We start from the raw sequence: 20,601 nt of genomic DNA, 5'->3' as shown, positions 1-20,601 counted from the left end.
AACGCTCAACGTGCTGTACGAGCGCTTCCCAGGAAGATGTCAACGACGGTCCCGACGAGCACTTCAGTTGGCGGTGACTTCTCGGCTTCTAGCCACTCGCAGATGAGTTCGTGGAGCACACCGTGCACCCCTAGGGCATACAGGTACGGATCTCGGGAGCGACCTCCGGGCAAGTTGGTCACAACTCTATGAAAGACCTCGGCGAAGCGTCTGAGAGCCTGTCGCCGGGCCTCTTCGATGGAACTGGTTTGAGCTGCTTCCACATGCATGATGCGCGCCCGTCGCCAGTCCGCGATGGTGAAGTGGATGTATCGCGTTATGCCGTCGACGAACTGAGCTTCAGGCGCTGTAGCCTCTTCCATCGCTTTGGTGACCTGGGTAAGGACGTCGTCCACGACGCGCTCGTACAATGACTGGAGCAGTCGCTCGCGCCCGCTGAAGCACTCGTAGAAGGCTCTGCTTGAGATGCGAGCTTCCGAACAAAGTCGTTCGATGGTGGTGGCGTGAAAGCCCGGCTTCGCGAACAGGGTGTACGCGGCGGTGAGGAGCCGCTCACGTCGATCCGCCAGCCGTTGTTCTGCGCTCAGCCCTACATACCGTCGGGCCCGCTGCTCTTGGATGCGGCGGAGCTCGTCGGTCTTCGGCTGGGGGGTGCGCTGTCGAAGCTGACGTGCACCGGGCGCGCCAAGCGAGGACCGTTCGATCAGCTCTTCGAACGGCTCATCAGCCGCGCCATTCACGAGAGATCCCTCCTTCAGGGGCGTGTTGCTGTTCGCTCTTTCTCCACCGATACAGTGCCCCCTCGACTGCCCGGACTGAGGCTTCGCCGAGCAACTCGGCGATTTCCTCTTGGCTGTAGCCGTCGAGGGTGAGGGCGACAATCGCGCGGGTGCGTTCACCGGTACGGCGCAGATCATCACGAACGCGGATCCGGCCCAGTGCCTGAGACTCCAAGTCGGCGGTGCTGCCGGCGTCCGGGGCCAGCATGATGGCCTCTCGGGCGAGTGCCCGGGACCACTTCTTCTGCTGTGCTCGGCGCCTGCGGAACTCGTTGGGGAAGACGAACAGGCACGCTCCCATGAAGTAGGTGGGAAGGCTCGCGCCGCCCTCGTAGCGCCAGCCGCCCTCGACGAGTGCGTGTCGGCGGAATCGCGGGAGGGCGAGTGCGACAGTCATCGTGGCCAACTCCTCGCGGGCATCTGAGTCGCGGTGCAGCTCTTCGAGCTCCGCATCGGTGGGTGTCAGGAAGAGTCTGCGAGTGGCGGTGAGTTTGAAGATGTATCCGGTGTACATCCAGCCACGAAGCACTGACATGCCGTAGCGGGCCAACTCGTTCTCGAACTGTCGATACTTCTCTCCGCTGAAGTCGTACAGAGCCATCTCATCGCGTAGCCGCTGGTCGGCCGCGCGACGTTCCAGGTTTTCCCGAAGCTGGCTCGCCTCCGCTGCGTGCGACGCCGAGATCGCCTGCGCCATCTCGGAGCAAGTCAGCGCGTCAAGATCGAAAAGATCTTGTTCAGCAGGTTTTACCGGCTGGGCAAGCGCGCTGACCACAGGCGCCGCGCCCGTGATCTGGTCGCTGTCGCTCACCGTTCCAGCCTTTCTGCTGACGCCGATCTAGATGACTCCCTTGTAAGTGGGTGCGCCGCAGGGACCCCACGGAACTTCCCAAGATTTTTTCGCGCGGCGCTTCTGGATGATTCTCGTGGGGTGACCTCCTCTGTGCGACATAGGAGCCACGGTCGTCGTCATCACCCTCGGGAGGTTTTCGTGGCAGTACCGCCGGGCCCACTGCTGAGTGTCCGTGCCGCCGTCGTGCTGTTGCTGGCGATCGTCGTGGGCTTGCTCGCAGGCCTGCTCGCCTCTCTCAGCGGGCAACCCCTACCGGCAGCGTTTCTGCTGGGTGGCGGAGCCGCTGGCGGAGCGCTGGCCCTGTTCCACGCAGTCATCGGACGCTAGAGCGACCGTGGCTACACGGCGTCGCTGGGCAGTAGCCAACTCTCGCCATGGACGATGGAGTACTGGTCCGTGGTGAAGATGCGGTGGCGAAAGTGGTTGCGTTCCCCGGCGCCGCACGGTGGGCGCCGCCTGGTCCAGGGCGTTGGAGGCTGCTCTCCAGACCGGGGTTGAGCATGTGGGCACAGTCCGAGGCCTGTGCCCGCCGACCAAGCCGGAGTTTCTGCACGCACTTGGCATGATCAACGGCTGTGTTACCCCGCGCCGGGCGGCCGGAAGCGGTCTCCGGGGATGCTGGATGGCCTAGAACGCTATCTGACCTGGGGAAACGTAATCAAGATCATCCGAGTGCATGTCCCCTGATCATGGTCTTACGGCTGCATGCCGACACTGTCGGCTGCCTAGCAACGTCATAAACAAGAGGCCTGCGGCTGTGAAACCGCAGGCCGGGCGCCTGAAATGCTGATCTAGGTGAGGGTCCCCTGAAGGTTGCCGTCCTTCGCGTGCCCGCTGGGCCGCCGTCTCACCCGTTGGGGTCCCCCTCGGTGACAGGCCAGAGTCGTCTGCGACTGACGAAGATCCCGATCTCAGATGCTCACCGACAAAGCTCCACAAGGCTATGAGCTGGCCGAATGTGATCCGGCAGGCGCAGGTCCGCGTGATCTGTGATCACGGAGCATCCCGTTCCCGATACTGGAAACGATCTTTACTTTAGTTTCGCCTCATGTGATGATCAGGGCCGTTTTGCTACTTCTGTTCGAAAGGTTGTACATGACCACACGCCGATTAGCACCCGGCTTGTCCACCCGAACGCGCCGCCGCGGCGCCCTGATCGCGGCCCTGACACTGCCGCTCTCGCTCATGAGCGCACCTGCGATCGCCCAAGGTCCTACGCCACCTCCCTCCTCGGCACCCGGAACGACAACCGCCACCACGGAACCAACACTCAAAGCGGCCTGGGACCAGGCGGTCAAGACCGGCAAACCCGTCGAGGTCCCCACCCACTCCACCGAGACCATGAAGGTCTGGGCCAACCCCGACGGCAAGAACATGCGAGCCGAGCTGCACACCCGTCCCGTTCAGCTCAAGAACGCGGCCAGCGGCGCCTGGGAACCCATCGACACCCGCATCGTCACCCGCGACGGCAAGCTGCAGGCCACCCGGGTCAAGACCCCGCTCACCTTCGGCGGGCGCGGCGCCAAGCAACTGGTGTCCGCTCCAGGGAAGCACGGCGAGATCGGCTTGGGCGTGACCCGCGCGCTCCCGGAACCCAAGGTCTCCGGCAACGCGGTCACCTACCCCGACGCCGTAGCACCCGGGGCGGACCTGGTGGTCCTGGCCCAAGCCGACGGCTTCATCTCCCAGGTCGTCTTCCGACAGCGGCCGACCGGCCCGGTCACCGTACGGCTGCCGCTCACCCTGCCTGAGGGCACCACCTTCGGAAAGACGCCACAAGGGCTGCCGCAGCTCAAGGACGCCAAGGGCAAGGCCAAGGCCGCGCCGATCGTGCTGACCGCGACGGACGCCCTGGTCGAGGCCGCCCCCGACCAGGGCCGGACCCACCCGGTCAAGGCCCAGGTCGAGACCACAGGGAAAACCTCGGAGCTGGTATTCACCCCGGACGAGACGTTCCTGGCCGACCCGGCGGTGACCTACCCGGTGACCGTCGCCGCGTCCTCCACCTGGTTCGGCGGCGGCGCCCCCGACGACGCCTGGATCAGCAAGAACGACCCGTACAACAACAACTCCGCAGCCGGATACCTACGCGCGGGCACCACCTCCACCAGCGCGGATGTCGCCCGCGTGTACATGAAGTTCAACACCAGCGACCCGGTGCTGCAGGGCGCCACCGTCAACGACGCCGACCTGCGGATCTGGAACTACAAGTCCGGCGGGCCCAACGGACAGCTGTGCGGGGAGACCATGGGCGCGGGCATCCGGGCCGCGCGCGTCACCGGCGAATGGACTCTCGACGGCACGATCGACAGCCTGGACTGGTACAACCAGCCCTCGAGCACGGCCCCGGAGACGGTGAACAAGGCCGGCTACAACTACGACGCCGACCCCGCCAGCTGGTGCGCCAAGGACGAGGAACTCTTCTACGAGGTCACCGCCATGACCCGCGCCTGGATCCAACAGGGCGAGGCCAACCACGGGATCGTACTGAAGGCCGCCAGCGAGACCGCCGCGATCAACTGGCGCCAGTACTACTCCAGCCAGTTCGGCGGCGGCAGCCCTTACCCCGGCTACCGCCACCCACCCGCACTCATCATCACCTACACGCCCGCCCCGGTCAGGACCACGGGATTCATGATCCCGTACAAGGAAATCCCGACGGTAGGCGACGCCCGGGACAACAGTTTCCCCTCGACGGAGGAACTGAGCGCGCCGCTAATGACGGAGGACGAAGTCCTCGCCGCACGCGAAAGCGTCCCCTTCGACTACTCGATGGAGGATTCTCAGCTGGGACTCGCCACCCCGGACGACCTGACTCCCGAGCAGTGGGAGGAGGCCGTGGGCGCGACCTTCGTGCCGGACGAGGTCGGGCGCTGGAAGTTCAATGAAGGTGAGGGATCGACCGCGGTCGGCACTACTCCGGCCGGGCATGACGCCACACTCGGCAGCGGAACGCGGTGGGTGGCGGGCAAGTCCGGCTCAGCGCTGTCGAACGCGCCGATGGCCCGCATAGCGGCCGCCCACCGAGCGGTTCAACAAGGCAAGCCGGTGGAGGTGCCCGAGGAGACGTCCGAGACGAGCATCACGTACGCGCAGGCCGACGGGAAGACGTTCAGTACCGAGATCACCGCGGGTCCGGCACGCACGAAACAGAACGGCTCGTGGGTCCCCATCGACACCTCGCTCTCCAACCAGGACGGCGTCCTGAGGCCCAAGGCGATCAAGTCCGGGATCGACGTCAAGGTGTCGAACGGCGGCGAATCCCCCTTCCTGGAGCTCACCGATGCGGACGGAGAGAGGTACGCGCTGAGCTGGCCCACTCCGTTGCCGGTCCCCTCCGTGAAGGGCGGCGTGGTCACTTACGCGGACGCGGCCGGCAAGGGCGCGGACCTGGTCGTGACGGTGCTGCCTACCGGATTCCGGCACGATGTCGTCCTGCGTGAACGGCCGGCGAAACCGCTGGAACTAAGCATCGGCGTCGAGACCACTGGTCTCACCTTGGACGAAGGCAAAGGCGGGCGTCTGCTGCTCAAGGACAAAGCCGGCAAGATCGTCGCTTCCGCGTCGCAGCCGACGATGTGGGAGAAGGGTGCCCGGGGAGTCCTGCCTGGGGCTGATCAGGCCAAGGTCAGCGCTGACGTGGTGACCAAAGACGGCCGGACCGAGTTGGTATTGAAGCCGGATCACAGGTTCCTGACCGCTCCGGACACGGTCTACCCGGTGCGGGTGGATCCGACGGTCGCGCTGCCGCTCAACCACGATGTCGAGGTGAACTCCGACAACGACGCGGACTGGCCGGCCGACCCGACCGCGCCGTTCCTGCTGGCGGGCACTCAGACTGGTGGCTACAAGTACCGGGTGCACCTGAGGTTTGATACGGCGGCCGTGGCGGGCAGCACGGTGACGGATGCCAAGCTGTCGATGAACACCATCGACGCCCAGAACTGCGGCGCCACGGTCGGTGCGGGCATCCAGGTCGCTCGTCTGACCAGCGCGTGGGACCCGGACAATGTGCACTGGGCCAACAAACCCGCTCTCACCACCGAGGACGCCTCGACCAACACCAAGGGCGTCAACGAGGACTGCGCCACCTGGCCGGACAGCATGGAGTGGAATGTCACCGGCATCGCGCAGGACTGGGCGTCTGGTGCGGCCAACCATGGCCTGGTGCTGAAGTCGCCCGGTGAGGCCAACGTCAGCAACTACCGGGTATTCACCTCCGCGGAAGACACGGACTTCGCCAGTCCGCCAAAGCTGATCATCACCAGCAGCGCCCCGGCCTCCTCGCCCACGGTGAGCGGGCCGACGATCACGCCCTCGCAGGTCGTGAACGGCACCACCATGGTGGGCTCACTCACGCCGCAACTGGCCGCGACGGTTGCTGACACCGCTCCGGGCGCACTGATCGGTCAGTTCGAGGTCGAGCACGATCCCACCGCGACCGGGCAGGGCACCGGCCAGATCTGGGCGGGCGATTCGGCCACCGTCACCTCTGGAGGCCAGGCCATCGCGGCCGTACCCGTGGAGAAGCTGTCCAACGGATGGAAGATCCGCTGGCGCGTTCGTGCCGTCAACGCCACCACGACCACCACGTCGGCATGGTCGGAGTGGCAGAGCGCGACCGTGGCCGTGGCCACGACAGACCCGGCGGTGGGGACGTTCGAGGTCATCCCGTCGCAGCTGGTGAACGGCAAGACGGTCACGACGAGCCTGACGCCAACCCTGCGTGTGGTCGTCAACGGCCCGGAGGGGCAGCCGCTCAGGGCGGAGTTCGAGGTCGAGCACGACCCGGCCGCCGCCGGACAGGGCAGCGGCCAGATCTGGACCGGAGCCGTCGACGGCGTCGTCTCTGGCGGCCAGGCCGGCGTGTCCCTTCCCGAGGGCACGCTCAGCGACGGCTGGAGTGTCCGCTGGCGCGCCCGCGCCATCGCCGGACAGGCGGCTTCCCCCTGGGCGGACTGGCAGCCGCTCACCGTCAACACAGGCCAGGGACAGCAGCAGGCGCTCGCGACGACGGCGCGGCCAGTGATCCGCACGGATCAGAGTTTCACGGTCGCCGCCTGGCTCAGATGGAGCGACAAGGACGGGAGCTACTCGGTGTTCGAGCAGAAGGGTACGTATCAGGCGCCCTTCTTGCTCGGCAACGACCCCGAAGACGGCCTGGTGTTCACCTTCACGAGTGCGGACGCCTCGGACGCCGCGGTGGAGGGTGTGGTGTCAGGTGTGGAGCCGCCTGTCGATGGCTGGTTCCATCTGGCCGGGAGTTACGACGCCACCACCAGGACTGCCACGCTCTATCTGAATGGCACGCCGGTGAAGTCACAGGTCATCAGCTTCCCGACGTGGGACGTCGAGTCCGCGATGAGCATCGGAGCCCGCATGCAGGGTGACCTCGATGAGGTTCACATGTTGCAGAGGCCACTCGCTCAGGAGGACGTCGTCCAGCTCTATACACTCACCGATCTACCAGATCCCAGCCCTGACACGTCGAGGCTCGGCGTGGCCGCGGCGGCCTCCAGGAAGTTTCCCTACAACCGCCTGACCCACGAGGACTGCGCGACCGCTGTCGGGAAACCCGAGCGACCTGCCTGGGAAGCGGCGTACTTGGGTCCGGTGAGGCGGGCCTTCCACTACAAGAACTCCTACAACATGTGCTACGCGATGTGGATCGGCGAGCGCGACGAGGACAACAACCTGGACGACGAGGAAGACGTCCGCAGAGTGGCCAAGTGGTACGGGCGCCTGACCCTCGTCTTCCACACACACGTCGGCAAGGGCAACAAGAACACCCAGGCCAGGGATGCGAAAGCAGGCATCAACAGCCGCCAGATCAAGGTCTGGGCAAGGCTGGACGAGGTGAATATCATCGACTCTGACTGGGGGTCTCGCCGGCTCAACCTGGGGCTCGGCCAGAACGGTCTCAACTGCAAGACCACCTACGTCGAGGGCGGAGTCGTCAAGGACGGCACTCATGGCCGGACTGCCAAGATCACCGACTGGGCCGGCGGAGGCGACTTCGAATTCACGCTGAGCGTGCCTTGGGATGGACTCGACCATCCGGACAAAGTTGGCACCTGTGCCGTGCAGCCCTTCGTCCGCTACATCGACAACCCAGACATCACCGACCTGATGTGGTATTTCCATCCGCGCTTCCGGGAGAAGAAACACGTCCAGACCTTCATCTGCGACAGCGCCGACTGGATCGCGGCACACGCCGGAGGATGCATTGTCGGATCCGTGGCGCCCATCTTCATCCTCAATGCCAACGACACCGACAGAGGAAAGAAATCCGTCGAGAAGAGCGTGGAGAACATCTATACGGCGCTGTACGACCCCCAGAACAGCAAGCCCAATCCCCCTGGATGGCCGACCAAGAAGATTCCGGGAGGTTGGAACATCAACAATCCCGGCTGCAATTACGTAGCGGGACAGCCCGGCGGGTGTCTGCACCGGACGCGGGACACAGAAATACACCGCAAGAACCGTAGCGTGGCGATTCCGGCGTGCACCACCTATGATCGAGCATACTCTAGACCGGACTCGTGCGACGAATACCCGTTCGCAACCACCCTCGAAGGGGCCGGATCCGGCACCAATTACTCAGTCAAGGTGATGCACGAGAGCGACAACTGCTCATCCGGTTCCCGGTTGTCGGTCTTCTACCAGAGAAACCGCATCAGAGAGCGTTCGCCCTTCTGGGTGGACGTCATCCAGCTCGGGCATTCACGCCCGGCGAGCGGAGCCCCCGGCATCGTGGCCACGGAGGCGCTGTATCCCGAAGAAATCTCCGATTTCCGAGGCTGCAGTATCGATGGAGTCGACAATCCCATCGGTCCCAACTGATCAGTTAGATTGATCGGCGAGCGGTCTCCGGCACGGGCCTCGGCCCGTGCCGGAGACCCCGGCGAGCGGACGAGAGGCCATGAGCGACTACGCGGACATTGACGACGTCTTCCCCGACCCGGCGGGCCTCATCTGGATGAAGGGCATCGCTGCCGACCAAGCACTGCGCGACATCGGTGCCGATCCCTCCGGCGAGGTCGTGAACGCCGACTGGAGCCGAGTCCAGGCGACGCTCTGGGACTCCTATGAGGACGACGAGAACGAGGACCATGAAGCGTCCGGACGGGCGGCGCTGTTCGCCGTGGAGGGCGATGGTGCGGTTCTGATCGAGCCGATGTCCTGCTGGGGCGCCGACACGGCGCTGCTGCGGCGGCTGACCGCCTCAGGTGGAGAGGCGCTGGGCCTGAGTTGGACCGTCAACTTCCACGTCTCCGTCACCTTTGCGGCTCGCGGAGAGATCCTGGCCACGTTCGACCCGATGGAGTTATCCGCCGCCACCGGCGATGCCCCGGACGCCGTTGCCGGCTGGCTGGACTCCCTGCCGGTCAGCGCTGCCGAATGGCACGGCAACGGCAAAGCGGCAGCCTTCGCCCTGGGCGAGCGCCTGTCCGGCATCCGCGTCGACAGTGCGTGGCTTGCACGCCGCCACCGACTGGTGATCCCGTCCGACTCCACGTCACCCCCCGCGCTGTTCCTCGACAAGCAGATGCGCGCCCTGGCCGCAGCCGATCCGCGGATAGGCGCCCTCGCCGCCGCCCCCGGACCGGACAAGCTGCCGGAGATCGTCCGCATGGCCGTGGACCTGGCACTGCGCACCACCGGCCTCGACGGAGAGATCGTGGACGAAGCCCTCGACCTACTGGCCACCGGTGAGCGAGGCACCCGCGCGGCAGCGGCCCGCGAGCGACTAAGGCGCCTGCACACGACACTGCGGCAGGAGGCCCAGGCCGCGTACGAGCATTCCGGAGCGACCGGCTTCGCCGTGCCAGGCCACGACACGGAGGTCGGTCGGCTCATGCTGCGGCAGGAGGCGGTGGAGACACTACTGCACGCGCTCGACCCCGATCTGGAGAAGGCCGCTTCCAACGCACTGAGCCGTGCGGCGGCCACCCGGCTGAGTCACGAGAACGGCGACTACCTTCGCCACCGCACGCTCACCGCGATCCAGTACTACATCGTCCGCGGCGAGAACTGGCTGTAGCTGGGCAAAACAGGCGGCTGGAGACCATTGGGTCTTGCGCTCTGGGGCCGCAGCCCTGGAGGCGCCTCCGGGTCCCGGTGACACCGGAGCCGACGATGAGCGGGATGGGCGGCGGTAGCCGGACAGGCCGTGGGGATAGTTGGCCGAGACCTCGCTCAGAGGCGAGAGTCCATTTCGCCAGCGTGGCCCATGAAACTACGAGTGACCTGGGAAACGCTCTCAAGGCCAATAGCCTGGTGGAGATGAGTGCCGCGGCAGGATTCGAGCCTGCGGCAAAGAGCTCGAGTCGAATGGCGTCCTGTTTCTCCACGCTCGTTACCTAGAAGGGAGTGGTGTGGAGCACTGGCCTCCTCGGATGCATGATCGAGATGCCGTTGATCCCGATCATCCCGTACCTCTCGAACAACCGCTTATAGTCGCTGGGCAGCCGTAAGCCGAGCGACCCTCGGTTCCGGCCCAGCCGCAGGAGCCGGGTCGGGGCGGTGTCGGCGAGATCGACGAGCGTGTGTGCATCCTGGCTGAGCAGTCGTCGGGCCGGGGTCAGCTCCACACCGTGCGGGCCGCGGTTGGAGAGCGGGGTGCCGACCGCTCTCTCCAGCGCACAAGGATCGCTCGCGACGGCACGGGCTGGGTGGGTGATGCGCAGGCGTTCGGAGGTGCCCGTGAACGTGCCCGCCCCGGCGACGGCGAGGAAGTGGTGCAGAAGTCTCAGATCGAAATCCGGTTCCATGACGTTCGCGAAGTCATGGGGATCCATCCGCTTCAGGGAAGGTCCGCCTGGGGTGCCGAGCCGTGGAGTGCCTGGTCGACCAGGCGTTCGGCGAGCGATTCGTCGAAGGGGACTCTCAGCACGAGGAGCCGGTGGTAGCAGGCTCCCCACAGTTGATCCACGATGATGTCGAGGTCGGCGTCCTTCCGCAGTTGCCCCTGCTGTACGGCGAGGCGCAGGCGTTGCCGGGCGAGTTCGCGCCGGGGGAGGGCGTAACTCTCCGACCAGGCCCGGGCGAGGTCCGCGTCCATTTGCGCGGCGCCGAGGAGTTCGCTGACGGGCTTTTCCGCGCCCTCCTCCTTCAGCCAGCGCACGAACGCCGTGAGCTGGCTGATCAGGTCGGCGCGCACGTCACCGGTGTCGGGGAACTCCAGCACCCGCCGGCTGTGGGCGAAGTACGCCTCCGCCGCGAGGACGCCGGGCGAGGGCCACCACTTGTAGAGGGTGGTCTTGCTCGATCCCGCCTCCATCGCGACCCGGTCGAACGTGACCGCCTGCATGCCGTCCTGCAGCAGGATGCGTCCGGCTGCGGCGAGCACCGCGGCGCGCACCTCCGCGGCCGGCCGGCGGCCCCGGCCGCGCCGGACCGCAGTCTCCTCGGACATCCGCACCCCTTTTTATGGACGATTTGTTCATTTCGATGGTACCGTCATATGTGGACGAGTTGTTCATATCCTATCGGCGGCTCTGACATGGTGAACAACGCCGTGGCGCCGCCTGCGGCGCCGTCACGGACGGTGCCCGCGAGTGCGTGGGACGAGATCCACGTCCTGCGTGCGGGCGCCGGCTACGGCCGGCCGGGCACCGAGGGGACGACCGGATCCTCCGGGCCGAGGTGAACGAGAGCTGACACCTGAAGTTCCCATGACGAAGGGAGAAGGCGTGATGATCTATCACGGCATCCGGTTCGCCTTCAGACCGGACACGACACCGCGACAGCGGAGGGAGGCTCTCGAGCGCCTGCGTGAGCAGGGCAAGGCCATCCCGTCGGTGAGATCCTTCGCCGTCGCCCGTGACCACGGCGGCGAGTACGAGTGGGGCGCCATCTTCGTGATCGAAGACCTGGACGGTTACCGCGAGTTCCTGACGCACCCCGCGCACCGCCTCGCCGACGAGACCGCACTGCCGCTGGTCGAGGACATCGTCTCGTTCGACCTGACCGACGACCCCGACCCGGAGACGGGCGCGAGGATCACCGAACTGCGGCGACGGCTCGCGCAGGCCCCGGTGGAGCACGATCCGCCGGCTGACAGGCCCGTGCACACCCGGCGTACGGTGCTCAAGACCATCGCGGTGACGGCGGCGGGAACGGCCGCCGCCGCCGGCACGGGCGTCGCCGCTCCCGCGGCCGCGGCCTCCCGGCCCGCCGGCGTCGCTCAGGCGTACGCGGTCGCCCCGGGGGCGTCGGTGGAGGTCGCCCTGACGGTCAACGGGCAGGCGCGCAAGGTCGTCCTGGAGCCGAGGGTGACGCTGCTGGACGCGTTACGCGAGCGGCTGGGCCTGACCGGCACCAAGAAGGGCTGCGACCGGGGTGAATGCGGGGCGTGCACGGTGCTGGTCGACGGCGAGCGGGTCAAGTCGTGCCTGACGCTGGCGGTGATGCGGCAGGGGGCCGAGGTCACCACGGTGGAGGGGCTGGCGCGGGGCGAAGAGTTGCACCCGGTGCAGGAGGCGTTCATCAGGCACGACGCCTTCCAGTGCGGAGCGTGCACTCCCGGGCAGATCATGTCCGCCGTGGCCTGCATCAACGAGGGGCACACGGGCTCCGAGGCGGAGATCCGCGAGTGGATGAGCGGGAACCTGTGCCGGTGCGCGGCGTACCAGAACATCGTGGCCGCCGTCGCCGACGCCGCGAAGGAGGCACGGCGATGAGAACCTTCGGCTACACGGTCGCGCGCAGCCCGGCCGAGGCGGTACGGATCGCCGCGAGCACGTCCGCGCCGGCCTACGTGGCGGGCGGCACCGACCTGCTCAACCTGATGCGCGACGGCGCGCAGGCCCACGACCATCTCGTGGACGTCAACCACCTCGGCCTCGACGAGGTCGCCTTCGATTCCAGGAGGCTGCGCGTCGGCGCGGGGGCCAGGATGCGGCAGGTCGCCGAGCACCCCAGGGTGCGGCGGGAGTTCCCCATGCTGTCGGAGGCGCTGCTGGCCTCGGCGTCCCCGCAGGTCCGCAACATGGCCTCGATCGGCGGCAACCTGTTGCAGCGTACGAGGTGCGGGTACTTCCGCGACGCGGCCGCACCGTGCAACAAGCGCACGCCGGGCAGCGGCTGCCCCGCGATCGCCGGGCACAACCGCGGACACGCGATCCTGGGCGGCGGCGACCACTGCATCGCCACGCACCCCTCGGACCTGGCGGTGGCGCTGAGCGCGCTGGACGCCACCGTGCACCTGCTCGGCCCCGGGGGCGAGCGCGCCGTCCCCATCGCCGGCTTCTACCTGCTTCCCGGGGCCACCCCGGACAAGGAGACCGTGCTGCGCCCGGGCGAGCTGATCACGCGGGTGGACGTGCCGCGTACCGCCCTGGCCGGGCGGTCGCGCTACCTGAAGCTGCGCGACCGGGCCACGTTCGAGTTCGCGGTGGTGTCGGTGGCGGCGGCGCTGCGCACCAGCGGGCGCGTGGTGCGGGACGTACGGCTGGCGTTCGGCGGCGTCGGCACCCGCCCGTGGCGGGATCTCCGCGTCGAGGACGCGCTGCGCGGCCGGCCGCTGACCGTGCAGGCGATCGCCGAGGCGGGCCGGCTCCTCGTCCGGGACGCCGAGCCGCGCGAAGGCAACACGTTCAAGGTCGAACTCGTTCAGCGGGCGCTGACGAGCATCCTCAGCGAGCTGGGAGGGCTTCGATGAGCGGGCTGGTGGGGCAGGGCGTGGCACGGGTGGACGGCCGGGCGAAGGTCACCGGCGCCGCCCGGTACGCCGCGGACCAGGAGGTGCCCGGCGCGCTGCACGGGTTCCTGGTGATGAGCACGATCGCGCGTGGCGAGGTCGTGGAGATCGACACCAGGGCGGCGCTGGCGCATCCCGGCGTGGTCGCGGTCTACACCCACGCCGACATGCCGCGGCTGAGGGTGCCGGACTTCCCGTACAACCGGCCGTACATCCCCATGCAGGACGCGCGGGTGCACCACAACGGACAGCCGGTCGCCTACGTCGTGGCCCAGACCCTGGAGCAGGCGCAGGAGGCGGCGAACCTGGTGAAGGTGCGCTACCGGGCGCAGGCTCCGGTCGCGCGGATGGCGGACGTGCTCGACCAGGCGTTCCTGCCGGACAGGTTCCGCGGCAGGGCCAACGAGGACGGCCGTGGCGACGCCGCCGCCGCGCTCGCGCAGGCCGAGGTGCGCGTCGAGGCGACGTACAGCAGCCCGATGCAGCACCACAACCCGATCGAGCCGCACACCACCACCGCCGTGTGGGCGGGCGACGGCACGCTGACCCTGTACGAGAGCACCCAGGGCGTGGCCTTCACCCGCAACATGGTGACGCAGGCGTTCGCCGACGATCCTCCCAAGGACGTCCGCGTCATCTCGCCCTACCTGGGCGGCGGTTTCGGCGCCAAGGGCCCCACCTACCCGCACACGCTGCTCACCGCTGCGGTGGCCCGCCTGGCCGGCCGTCCGGTGAAGCTGGTGCTGTCGCGCGCGCAGATGTTCACCTCCAACGGCCACCGCGCCGAGTACCGCCACCACCTCCGGCTCGGCGCCACCCGCGAGGGCCGCCTGACCGCCATCGCCGACACCTCCACGGCGCAGGTGACCCGCCTGGACGGCCGCATCTACAACAGCAGCGACTCCACGCTCCAGCTGTACGCCTGCCCGAACGTGCACGTGCGGCAGCTCGGCGTGCGGCTGGACCTGCCCACGTCGAGCTACATGCGCTCGCCGGAGACGACCGCGCACTTCGGCCTCGAGACCGCCATGGACGAGCTGAGCCACGAGCTCGGCATCGACCCGGTGGAGCTGCGGATCCGCAACCACACCGACGTCGTCCAGCAGACCTGGGCTGGCGGGGAGCCCGAGCGGCCCTACGGCGGCAAGCACCTGCTGGAGTGCTACCGGGCCGCCGCCGAGGAGTTCGGCTGGGCGCGGCGCAACCCCAGGCCGGGCACGACCAGGGACGGCGACGAGTACGTCGGCTGGGGCATGGCCACCGAGACCCACACCTACGGCCACATCGACTCCGAGGTCCGCCTCACGATCGGCCCCGACGGGCGGGCGACCGTACGGACGGCCAGCCAGGAGATCGGCACCGGCACCTACACCGTGCTCAGCCAGGTCGCGGCCGACGAGCTGGGCATGCCGCTCGGCCACGTCACGACGCTGCTCGGCGACACCACCTACCCCGCCGCGTCCATCTCGGCGGGGTCGTCCACGATGCCCAGCGTGGTGGGCCCGGTGTCGGAGGCGGCGAAGAGCGCGCGGGCCGCCGTGATCGCGCTGGCCGTCGCCGACCCGCGCTCCCCGCTGCACGGCGTGCCCGCCGCGGAGGTCGTGGCCGAGGACGGCCGCCTGCTCGCCTCCGGCGACCGCGGCGACACCTATCGCGACGTCATGGCCCGCCACGGCCAGGAGGTCACGGTCACCGGACGCAAGCCCAACACGCGAGGTCACTCGTTCGGCGCGGTGTTCGTGGAGGTACGCATCCAGCCGAGGCTGGGCAGGCTCCGCGTGACCCGCGTGGTGACCGCGCACGACCTGGGCCGCGTGCTCAACCGCCGCACCGCGCGCGGGCAGGTCATCGGCGGCGTGACCTGGGGCATCGGCTTCGCGCTGATGGAGCACACGATGGTGGACCCGGTCACGGCGCGCGTCGTCAACCCCAACCTGTCCACCTACCTGGTGCCGGTGTGCGCCGACACGCCGTCGGTGACGGCCTTGTTCGTGGACGAGCCGGACCCGGACAGCCAGGCGCTCGGAGCGCGGGGCTTCGGCGAGACACCGGGCACCGGCGTGCCCGCGGCCATCGGCAACGCGATCCACCACGCCATCGGCCGCCGCCTCCGGGACGTCCCCTTCACACAGGACAAGCTGCTCTGACGCCTGCGCGCGGGCCAGGCCGCGAGCAGCCCGTACGAGTTCAGGGTCATGAACGCTGATGATCCCGATCGGGGCGCGGTGAAGGAACCGGCCGCCGGACGGGACTGGGAGGCCGCCTGGGAGATCTTGGCGCCGTACGCCGAGACCGGCTGCTGGAGAAGGCGGGGCGCAACGATGAGGCGCGATCGCCGTGCTCACGGAGTCCGGCCGCAGTCGTTCGCACCTGTCGCTTCCTTATCTGGCAGGCCCACCTGGGCGAGCACGGCGGACATCGCCGTTCGCCCCGATACCGGGCCGATGCCGTCCTGACGCGGCTGCTGACACAAACACCGGCCGGACCAGGATCGACCACTCGGTGATCTGGCAGAGCGGCTCGGCCACTACGTCCACACGTCTGTGGTCGGCGGCACCACCGCTCGCGGCCGTCTGCCGGAATGTCGGTGGGTTGCGGCAGGATCTCCACCATGGCCAACGAACTGGATCCGTTCGCCGGGCTGGGCGATGTCCGGTGGAGTCGTATGCGTCACGCCTACGGCTCCGCCACCGAGGTTCCGGAGTTGCTGCGTGGTCTGGTCGACCCTGATCCCGCCGTACGTGAGACGGCCCTGGACGGCATGTACGGCGCCGTGCACCACCAGGGTGACGTCTACCCGTGCACCCTGGCGGCGATCCCCTTCCTGCTCCGCATCGCCGAGGCCCCTGGTCTGCCGGGCCGGGCGGAGGTGGTGGAGCTGCTGGCGAGCATCGCCTCGGCCGAGGATCCCACCGAGCTGAGCGGGCCGTACAAGAAGGCCAATGAAGCCGTGACCGGCCCGTTCCCGCTGTGGGAGCGCCTGCTCGGCGATCCCGACCCGAAGGTGCGCGAGGCCGTGGCCGGCCTCTTGGCCGCCTGCGTGGGCGACGCGCGGGCCGTCGTGACGAGCCTGACCGGCCGGCTGGGAGGTGAGGGCGACCCAAGAGTACGGGAGGCCATCGTGCGGACCGCGGCCGCGCTGGGCCGTCGCCAGAACGGTGCGGTACGTGGTGCGGAGGGCGTGTGCGACTGGCTGGGGCGGGTCTTGACGGCGGAGACGGACCCGCAGGTCCGGCTGGTGATGCTGGCGGAGCTGGCCTCGCTGGGCGGTGGTGCGGCGGTCGAGGTCGGTGAGGCGCTCGAACTGCTCACCGCCCTCTACGAGACCGGTACGCCGCCGGTCACTCCACCCGCGGACTTCGAGACCCCGACCCTGATCGGAGCCCTGCGTCGGGCACGCGAGGAACGTGACGTGGGCCGGCGCGCGCCACAGGCGGGCGAGCTCGTGCGTACCGTGTCCACAGGCTCGGGCGACCGCGTTGATGATCGCGTACGCCTTCTGACGGCCCTGCTCCGCTCACCCGACTGGGAGTGCCAGGTGGACGCCATGGGCCCCGCGCACGTCCTGCTGGCCAACTGGCGTGGCGACTATGCCGGACTTGTCTCCGTCCTCGGCGAACGCATTCGCGACGGGCGAGGAAGAGGGCGGTCGGGCGCCGTCGTGATGTCGGAAGCGGTCGGCGTCCTGGAGGATCTGGGCGAGCTGGCGGCGCCCGCCGCGGACGCCCTGGCGGAGGCCCTGGCCATCACAGACAGGCGCGTGGCCGGCCAGACGCGGCTGGAGGACGCGGAGCTGCCGTGGGTGATCGAATGGCCTGGTGACCAGCCGACGGTGAGCCCCGCGCTGCAGGCGCTGAGCGGAACGGGGGACGACCGCGCACTGCCGATGCTGGCCTGGGCGCTGGAACGCGAGCACATGCCCAGAAACGTCGCCCAGCTCGTGGGCAGTTTCGGGCCACGGGCCGCACCCCTGCTGCCCCTGCTGCGCCGCCGCCTGCACGACTTGCCGGCCGATGAGCCGCACGACCACCGGCACGAGAGCATTGCCTGGGCGCTGTCCAGGATCGGGCCGGCGGCGGCCGAGGCACTGCCTGACCTGCTCGGCCAGCCGGTCACCGAGGGTTTGCTGGCGGCGTTCGCGGCGATCGGGCCCGAGGCCGCCGCGTGCGCGCCGATCCTGCGGGAGGCCGCGGCCTCGCCCCAGCGAAGCCTGGCCATCCGGGCGGCGAAGGCATTATGGCTGGTCACAGGGGATGTGGGCGCGGCCCTCGCCGTCGTCGACCGTTACCTCGGCGGCGACGACAAGTACGCCATCCGGCCAGCGGTGGACCTCCTCGGCGAGCTGGCCCCCGCGATGGCGGAGCCCGAACGGGCCGCGAAGGCCAGAATCGCCCTGCTGCGGCGGCTGGCCAAGCGCAAGGACCCGCACGGCTGGGCCCCGCTGGCGGCCGCCCGCGCCCTGTACCGGCTGACCGGCGATCCCGAGGTGGTGCCGCCGGTGGTGGCGCGCGCGTGGGAGCTCAACAGGCACACCCGGACGGAGGCGGCCGAGCTCTGCGCGGAGCTCGGGCCGGCCGCGGTGGAGGCCCGGCCGCTCCTGGAGGCCGAGCTGGGACGGGCGCGCCGGCACAACGCGTCCGACGACGGGTACGGCAGCGCGCAGATCGTCGATGACGAGAAACTGCTCCGCCGCTGCCGGGAAGTCCTTGCCGCCATGAGCTGACCCCGCCCGGCTGATCGCCTGTGACCTTGGCCGGCGCGAATCAGGCGCCTGACTGGTCGCCGGGCAGGGCAAGGAGACGGGGCAGCCGCCGTTTCTCGACGAACCGTACGAGCGCGAACCCCGTCAGCCGCCGGCCGCTATGGGCGGCCAGGCCCGACGAGGAAGGCCGGTCCGAAAGCCGCAGATTCCCATCATGATGAGCAATCGCCCTGGGCCCCAGGTGACACCCTCACAACCAGATCATGGGCCCGTCGTCTGACGGATCCAGCGCGGTGAGCGACTCGTCCAGCCTGCCCGTCAGGTCGGCGATCACCAACTCGGTGAGCGTGCCGGAGAAGGTGTACCGGTCGAACTCGACGTCCCAGGCCATCGTCCAGCGGTCGGGGTCCGGATTACTGGTGTCCCACCAGATGAAGTCGCGGCCCTCGGTGTCCGCGCACCACAGCAGCCCTCCCGGTTCGGGATGGAAGGCGAACGGGTGAGACGCCGGATCATCGGCCCGGATGCTGCGCTGCGCCCCCTGCCGCTCGTCGATCTGCCTGACATAGCCGCCGCGGTCGGACTGATGGGGCACCACGACCCAGATCCACTCCCCGGCCAGCACGGGCCCGGGGTGGCGCGTTCCGCCACGACCGGGACCTGACCCGTTGCGCCCGCCGGCACGGCGCCTATGAGCAGGACCTGGCGGCGATCGGGTGTCCGAACGGACAAGAAGCCTCTCCGTCACGGAGCCCGGGTCGCCGCCGGACCGGCTGATCGACGGTCAGGACCGGGACGACGAGGACTAGTGCGCGGGTGAGGTGGCGCGGACGAAGTCGGTCATCGACACGGGCGTGACGTCCGGGTACCTCTCGTTGTCCAGGCGGTCGAACTTGGCCTTGCCGCTCACCATGCACCACTGGTACTGCAGCGCCACATAGTCGAACGGGTTCTGCGCCACCGCCGCCTGGCGGGCGATCTCCGCGCGCAGGTCGTCGGAGGTGCCGAGGTGCCGCAGCTCCAGGGTACGGCCGGAGCCGCGCTGGACCGCGTCGTGGAACTGGCGCATCGACATGACCTCGCCGGCGAACCGCAGCGTGCCGGTGGCGGCCGGGTCGAGGGCGACGGCGGCCGTGTAGGCGGCGGTGTCGGCCACCGAGGTGAGGTCGAGCGGCTGGTCGGGGTCTCCCCAGTGGGACAGGGTGCCCTGCTCCCAGTCGATGAGCCCCATGAAGCCGGTCATCACCTCGTAGAAGGCCCCGTTGAGCACGGAGATCACGTCAAGAGGGCTGCCGGCGCGGGCGGCGGCGGCCTGGCGGCGCCAGTCGATCATGAAGTTGTCGCCGTCGTCCAGTTTGGTCAGGTCGAAGGCGAAGTCGGAGGGGATGAACCGCCGGGCGCCGGCCTTCTCCGCGGCGCGCAGGAGGTTGGCCTGCCCGTCCACGATCACGTCGGGGCCACCCTGAACGGCCGAGATCACGGTCGTGGCGTCGCCGACGGCCTCCGCCAGCCGTTCGGCCGGGTCGGTGATGTCACCCTCGACCAGCTCCAAGCGGTCGGATCCCAGAGCGGTCAGGGAACGCTTCTTCTCCTCATCGGCACCAGGACGGACCAGGGCTCGGACGGGGGCGCCCCGGTCGAGAAGGGCCTTGACGATCTGGCCGCCGAGCAGCCCGGTGGCACCGGCTACAAAGATCTTGGGGAAAGCGGACATGGCGAAGTGGACTCCTTGCCAGAAATCAATAGGTATGTGCACTCACGTGCCTGTCAGGGACACGTCGAGATATCGGTGAGCACGGTCTTGCCGCCGGTGCGGCGTGCGCGTCAGACGCATGCCGGCGGTGCGGCGCGCCTCGACGGTGGCGCGCCTCGACGACGGTGCGGCGCGCCTTGACGGCGGCTGCAGCGCGTCTCGACGCGGCATGCGCGTCAGGCGCCCGCTCCGACGGGAAGCGTCGGTCGATCGCCGGTGTGGGCGAGCTCCGGAACCTCTCTCAGCGCGCCTTTTTGATCGCTTCGCTGAGCGCGGCCAGGCTCGCGGCCAGTTGCTCGACGTCGGCCGCCTCCCAGTCGGACAGCAGAGCGGCGATGGCGGCGGCGCGTGCCTTCCAGAGCTTGCTGATGGCGAGCTTGCCGGCCCGGGTGACGCTCACCAGCTGTGCCCGGGCATCGTCGGGATCGGGCCGGCGTTCGATGAAGCCGCGTGCCTCCAGGCGTTTGGCCGGGGGTGACAGGGTGGATTTGTCCACCTCCATCAGCTCGGCCAGGACCGACAGCCGCACGGGTGCGTGCAGCGACACCTGGGCCAGCAACGTGTAGTCCCCCAAGGACAGCTCCAGCCCGGAGGACGCCATGATCTTGCGTCGCGTGGCCGGGGAGAACATCCAGTTCCCCACCGTGGCCAGCGCCGCCGCCACTCCGTCGACGTCCTTCCGAGCTGGGCCGTCCTTGCCGGCCGACACGTGCTCCATCCTCACACCGTTCCCGAAAAGGTTGGTTAAACAAAACCAACTATGCCGGATGAGGAGACCGCATGCAAGTGCATACACCTTCGAGGCCGGCG

13 protein-coding genes and 1 pseudogene are annotated in these 20,601 nt (G+C 68.6%); 7 read left to right on the top strand and 7 right to left on the bottom strand.

The window, feature by feature from the left end; genetic code table 11:
* Positions 1-5: 5 nt before the first annotated feature.
* The gene (locus KIS93_RS27720) at positions 6-740 is read right to left on the bottom strand and encodes a TetR/AcrR family transcriptional regulator (protein WP_186404476.1); all 735 of its coding nucleotides are present in this window, start codon (positions 738-740) and stop codon (positions 6-8) included.
* Positions 724-1,590 carry an RNA polymerase sigma factor gene (locus KIS93_RS27715; RefSeq protein WP_186404475.1) on the bottom strand — a complete coding sequence of 289 codons (867 nt, stop codon included), beginning with the start codon at positions 1,588-1,590 and terminating at the stop codon, positions 724-726. The genes KIS93_RS27720 and KIS93_RS27715 overlap by 17 nt, the downstream gene beginning before the upstream one ends.
* A gap of 1,137 nt (positions 1,591-2,727) precedes the next feature.
* Between KIS93_RS27715 and KIS93_RS27710 the strand changes: the two genes are divergently transcribed.
* Both KIS93_RS27710 and KIS93_RS27705 read left to right on the top strand, forming a co-directional pair.
* On the top strand, positions 2,728-8,475 hold the full coding sequence (locus KIS93_RS27710) for a DNRLRE domain-containing protein (RefSeq protein WP_186404474.1): 5,748 nt from the start codon (positions 2,728-2,730) through the stop codon (positions 8,473-8,475).
* Between the two features lie 79 nt (positions 8,476-8,554).
* Positions 8,555-9,676 carry a DUF6461 domain-containing protein gene (locus KIS93_RS27705; RefSeq protein ID WP_080044935.1) on the top strand — a complete coding sequence of 374 codons (1,122 nt, stop codon included), beginning with the start codon at positions 8,555-8,557 and terminating at the stop codon, positions 9,674-9,676.
* 319 nt (positions 9,677-9,995) lie between these two features.
* Here KIS93_RS27705 and KIS93_RS27700 read toward each other — a convergent pair whose 3' ends face one another.
* The gene (locus tag KIS93_RS27700; RefSeq protein ID WP_080044936.1) at positions 9,996-10,433 is read right to left on the bottom strand and encodes a helix-turn-helix domain-containing protein; all 438 of its coding nucleotides are present in this window, start codon (positions 10,431-10,433) and stop codon (positions 9,996-9,998) included.
* A 5-nt stretch (positions 10,434-10,438) separates the two neighbouring features.
* A complete protein-coding gene (locus KIS93_RS27695) occupies positions 10,439-11,050 on the bottom strand; it encodes a TetR/AcrR family transcriptional regulator (RefSeq protein ID WP_080044937.1) in 612 nt (203 codons plus the stop codon).
* A gap of 259 nt (positions 11,051-11,309) precedes the next feature.
* Here KIS93_RS27695 and KIS93_RS69135 point away from each other — a divergent pair.
* From KIS93_RS69135 to KIS93_RS27675, 5 genes and pseudogenes are all read left to right on the top strand, one after another.
* Positions 11,310-11,594, top strand: a pseudogene (locus KIS93_RS69135) (Dabb family protein); the annotation flags it as partial.
* A gap of 258 nt (positions 11,595-11,852) precedes the next feature.
* Entirely contained in the window at positions 11,853-12,317 is a 465-nt protein-coding gene (locus KIS93_RS69130; RefSeq protein WP_230466603.1) for a (2Fe-2S)-binding protein, read from the top strand.
* Positions 12,314-13,297, top strand: a complete 984-nt coding sequence (locus tag KIS93_RS27685; protein WP_080044939.1) for an FAD binding domain-containing protein — start codon at positions 12,314-12,316, stop codon at positions 13,295-13,297. Before KIS93_RS69130 ends, KIS93_RS27685 begins: the two co-directional genes overlap by 4 nt.
* Positions 13,294-15,483 (top strand): xanthine dehydrogenase family protein molybdopterin-binding subunit, encoded by a 2,190-nt coding sequence (locus KIS93_RS27680; protein WP_186404472.1) that lies wholly within the window; start codon positions 13,294-13,296, stop codon positions 15,481-15,483. The genes KIS93_RS27685 and KIS93_RS27680 overlap by 4 nt, the downstream gene beginning before the upstream one ends.
* 464 nt (positions 15,484-15,947) lie before the next feature.
* Entirely contained in the window at positions 15,948-18,059 is a 2,112-nt protein-coding gene (locus KIS93_RS27675; RefSeq protein ID WP_080044940.1) for a HEAT repeat domain-containing protein, read from the top strand.
* Positions 18,060-18,288: 229 nt separating this feature from the next.
* Here the strand turns inward: KIS93_RS27675 and KIS93_RS27670 are convergent, their stop codons facing one another.
* From KIS93_RS27670 to KIS93_RS27660, 3 genes are all read right to left on the bottom strand, one after another.
* On the bottom strand, positions 18,289-18,663 hold the full coding sequence (locus KIS93_RS27670) for a hypothetical protein (protein ID WP_080044941.1): 375 nt from the start codon (positions 18,661-18,663) through the stop codon (positions 18,289-18,291).
* Positions 18,664-18,843: 180 nt separating this feature from the next.
* Positions 18,844-19,752 (bottom strand): NmrA family NAD(P)-binding protein, encoded by a 909-nt coding sequence (locus tag KIS93_RS27665; RefSeq protein ID WP_080044942.1) that lies wholly within the window; start codon positions 19,750-19,752, stop codon positions 18,844-18,846.
* A 280-nt stretch (positions 19,753-20,032) separates the two neighbouring features.
* Positions 20,033-20,509, bottom strand: coding sequence for a MarR family winged helix-turn-helix transcriptional regulator (locus tag KIS93_RS27660; protein WP_080044943.1), 477 nt, complete (start codon positions 20,507-20,509; stop codon positions 20,033-20,035).
* Positions 20,510-20,601 lie beyond the last annotated feature (92 nt).

The sequence above is a fragment of the [Actinomadura] parvosata subsp. kistnae genome, assembly GCF_900323885.1.
Classification (GTDB): Bacteria; Actinomycetota; Actinomycetes; order Streptosporangiales; family Streptosporangiaceae; genus Nonomuraea; species Nonomuraea composti.
This window is presented reverse-complemented; position numbering and strand designations above follow the sequence as displayed.

Coding starts and splice junctions, on each gene's coding strand:
- KIS93_RS27710 (WP_186404474.1), top strand. CDS start 2,728: ATGACCACACGCCGATTAGCACCCGGCTTGTCCACCCGAACGCGCCGC.
- KIS93_RS27705 (WP_080044935.1), top strand. CDS start 8,555: ATGAGCGACTACGCGGACATTGACGACGTCTTCCCCGACCCGGCGGGC.
- KIS93_RS27700 (WP_080044936.1), bottom strand. CDS start 10,433: ATGGATCCCCATGACTTCGCGAACGTCATGGAACCGGATTTCGATCTG.
- KIS93_RS27695 (WP_080044937.1), bottom strand. CDS start 11,050: ATGTCCGAGGAGACTGCGGTCCGGCGCGGCCGGGGCCGCCGGCCGGCC.
- KIS93_RS27685 (WP_080044939.1), top strand. CDS start 12,314: ATGAGAACCTTCGGCTACACGGTCGCGCGCAGCCCGGCCGAGGCGGTA.
- KIS93_RS27680 (WP_186404472.1), top strand. CDS start 13,294: ATGAGCGGGCTGGTGGGGCAGGGCGTGGCACGGGTGGACGGCCGGGCG.
- KIS93_RS27675 (WP_080044940.1), top strand. CDS start 15,948: ATGGCCAACGAACTGGATCCGTTCGCCGGGCTGGGCGATGTCCGGTGG.
- KIS93_RS27665 (WP_080044942.1), bottom strand. CDS start 19,752: ATGTCCGCTTTCCCCAAGATCTTTGTAGCCGGTGCCACCGGGCTGCTC.
- KIS93_RS27660 (WP_080044943.1), bottom strand. CDS start 20,509: ATGGAGCACGTGTCGGCCGGCAAGGACGGCCCAGCTCGGAAGGACGTC.